Origin of the sequence: Christiangramia sp. 3-2217-3z (assembly GCF_051195275.1) — a bacterium.
Lineage (GTDB): Bacteria > Bacteroidota > Bacteroidia > Flavobacteriales > Flavobacteriaceae > Christiangramia > Christiangramia marina.
Map to the genome: position 1 here is coordinate 1 of NZ_JBNJLI010000038.1, position 1,292 is coordinate 1,292.

Annotated in this window: 2 protein-coding genes; both read left to right on the top strand. The window is 28.9% G+C overall.

Going from position 1 to position 1,292, the window contains the following annotated elements:
* The first annotated feature begins 162 nt into the window (after window positions 1–162).
* Window positions 163–666, top strand: a complete 504-nt coding sequence (locus ACSHZO_RS15850) for a hypothetical protein (RefSeq protein ID WP_298248428.1) — start codon at window positions 163–165, stop codon at window positions 664–666.
* Window positions 667–691: 25 nt separating this feature from the next.
* A complete protein-coding gene (locus ACSHZO_RS15855; protein ID WP_298248427.1) occupies window positions 692–1,189 on the top strand; it encodes a hypothetical protein in 498 nt (165 codons plus the stop codon).
* Window positions 1,190–1,292: the final 103 nt, after the last annotated feature.

Here is a 1,292-nt window from a genome sequence, read left to right on the forward strand (position 1 = left end):
AACCAGGAAACAAAAACCTAAGCGGACTAATCCGAATACCTTCAACCACAACTGACGATTATTCGAAACCGTTGTAAACAAGAGCGCCAGATGATTTTTCGCTCAAAACTGATTCAATTTTACCTACTTTTATTTGAAACTTATTGTTTAAAATTTCAAGCTATGAAAAAAATTATTTTTCTATTAATACTAACAGCTTCGAATACTTTTTCCCAAGAATTAATGATTGATAGAAACAGTGCTAAATTTAATCACAAATTATATGCTAATTTTTATCAATGTAAAGAATCCACTAACCTATTTGAAGAAGGTTTAGCGAGGATAAACTTTATTGACAATCAAACTTTGTTTATTGAGAACGAATCAAAGACAGGATATAATGGAATACATGTTTCATTTAAAATAGATAAGCAATTGGAAATTTGCGAAATAGATTACTATACCTGGGATGATGTAGAAGATGGATCCTCAATCGAATTTCATATTGAAAATTTTAAATTGACATTGAATAAAAATCCTTTTAAGGATGGTATTAAAAATTTAAAAGGATACTATAATTTAAAAATCAAGTCAGATTACGTACCAGGTGATTTGTTGTCCAGAGAGAATGTTGAACCTAGAACAGAAATATTTGAATACAAAGGCGGTTTTGAATGCATTCAATAAGATTTTCTAACTTTTATTTGTCCTAATGAACAAAAGAATTATCCTCGTATTAATATCATATTTATTTATCGCTTGCGATTGTGAAGTTGGAATTCAGGGACAAATTTTATCTAGTAATACTGGAAAACCCATAGAAGATGCTAGAATTGAAATCATTGATAAAGAATTAGTTTCTTCTACAGATGAAAATGGTTATTTCTCATTAGGTGAAATGACAGGATTCTGTTATTCACCAAGAGTAAGAGTTACTTATAAAAATCACAAACCTTTTGAACTCGAATTAAAATTAAACTCAGATAATAGAATCTTTAAAGTGAAAGAAGAATCTGAATATATTGATTTGGATAAACCCTTCTATCCTAATTCCGAAAACAAAAAAACTTCTATAGGAGTAATACCAATTGAAAAATATAGTAGAAACTTTAAAATCCAAAATGACAGTGTATTTATATACTTAGATAAGAAGGATTTAAAAAGAGAAATTGATTCTATAAAGAAAATTTTAAGTAGTCGTTTTCAATAGAAATTGGGAACTGCGCTCCAGTTTACAACAACGGTTAATCGCCAATAGACGGCAGCGTTAGAAAGAAAATAATTAACTTGACCAACAAACCAATACTAAGCCG